The following is a 371-nucleotide window of genomic DNA, read 5'->3' as shown; positions in this document are numbered from 1 at the left end:
CAGCAGGCGGCGGGCGGAGTCCTCGTCCCCGGCGAGGGCGCCCTCACCGGAGACCACCACGTAGGGCTCGGCAGCCCACGGGCCGGGCCGGAACTCCTCACGGTAGGTCCGCGCCGCCTCGGCGAGCTTCTCCCGGCGCGGGCCGCCGATCACCAGCGGCAGCCCGGCCGCGGCGGCCGTCCGCGCGCCCGTACCGGTGGCCAGCACGAAGGCGGGGACGCGCACGGCGTCGGCCGGACGGGCCCGCACGCCGGAAGGGGCGGGTCCGTCGAAGTAGCCGAGGAGTTCGGCGAGTCGCTCGGGGAAGGCGTCCGCCTCCTCCCTGCCGCGCCCCAGCGCCTTGCGGACCCCGTCGGTGAAGCCGACCGAAC

At 78.2% G+C, this 371-nt stretch carries 1 pseudogene; it reads right to left on the bottom strand.

Features of this window, described 5'->3' with window-relative positions:
* A pseudogene (locus HTV45_RS33425) lies at positions 1-371 on the bottom strand (LLM class flavin-dependent oxidoreductase); the annotation flags it as partial.

This window comes from Streptomyces sp. CHD11 (assembly GCF_018638295.1).
In the GTDB taxonomy this organism is placed as follows: Bacteria; Actinomycetota; Actinomycetes; order Streptomycetales; family Streptomycetaceae; genus Streptomyces.
This window is presented reverse-complemented; position numbering and strand designations above follow the sequence as displayed.